This is a genomic window from Salinarimonas soli, assembly GCF_008386575.1.
Taxonomy (GTDB): domain Bacteria; phylum Pseudomonadota; class Alphaproteobacteria; order Rhizobiales; family Beijerinckiaceae; genus Salinarimonas_A; species Salinarimonas_A soli.
This window is the reverse complement of sequence record NZ_VUOA01000131.1, coordinates 1-539: the sequence shown is the minus strand read 5'-3', so window position 1 is coordinate 539 and position 539 is coordinate 1. Positions and strand designations below refer to the sequence as shown.

1 protein-coding gene is annotated in these 539 nt (G+C 51.9%); it reads left to right on the top strand.

The window, feature by feature from the left end:
- The coding region (locus F0L46_RS27665; protein WP_188312156.1) for a hypothetical protein at nucleotides 1–412 on the top strand (412 nt) is incomplete at its 5' end.
- Nucleotides 413–539 lie beyond the last annotated feature (127 nt).

Sequence of the window (539 nt, the reverse complement as noted above, 5' to 3'; positions counted from 1 at the left end):
CGAAGCGCTCACAGGCAAGCACCCGCCCAAAATTCAAGTAGCGTCCAAGTACGAGAGGCGTGTCGACACACGATCCTACGACGACAAAAAGAAACTGTTCGAGGGTGACCTAGAGAAACTGAACAAGGACTTCCTCGAGAAGGTGTGGCAAGAGAGGGCCGAACAGTTCGGCGGCAGGCAAAAGGCGCGACTGCCGAAGTGGTTCGGCGAGAGGCCCGGCAAGAAGAAGGGCGAACTCGAATCTCCGGAAGGCGAAGAGGACGTCAAGGCTGAGCCCGAGGAGGACGAAGAGCCTCAATACGAGCCTGAACCCGAAGAGGAGGAGGAAGAGGTCGTTGAGGAGGTAGAAGAAGAGGAGGAAGAAGAGGAAGAAGAAGAAGAGGAAGAGGAGGAGGAAGAAGAAGAGGAATAAAAATCGGACGCGCCACTGATGGGGCCCTCGACGCGGGCCGGTCGCGTCCTACAGTTTTGTAACCAATCCATTAACTTATTGCTATTATAATATGAACAAAATATTTTTATTATTTATACTTTTCCAC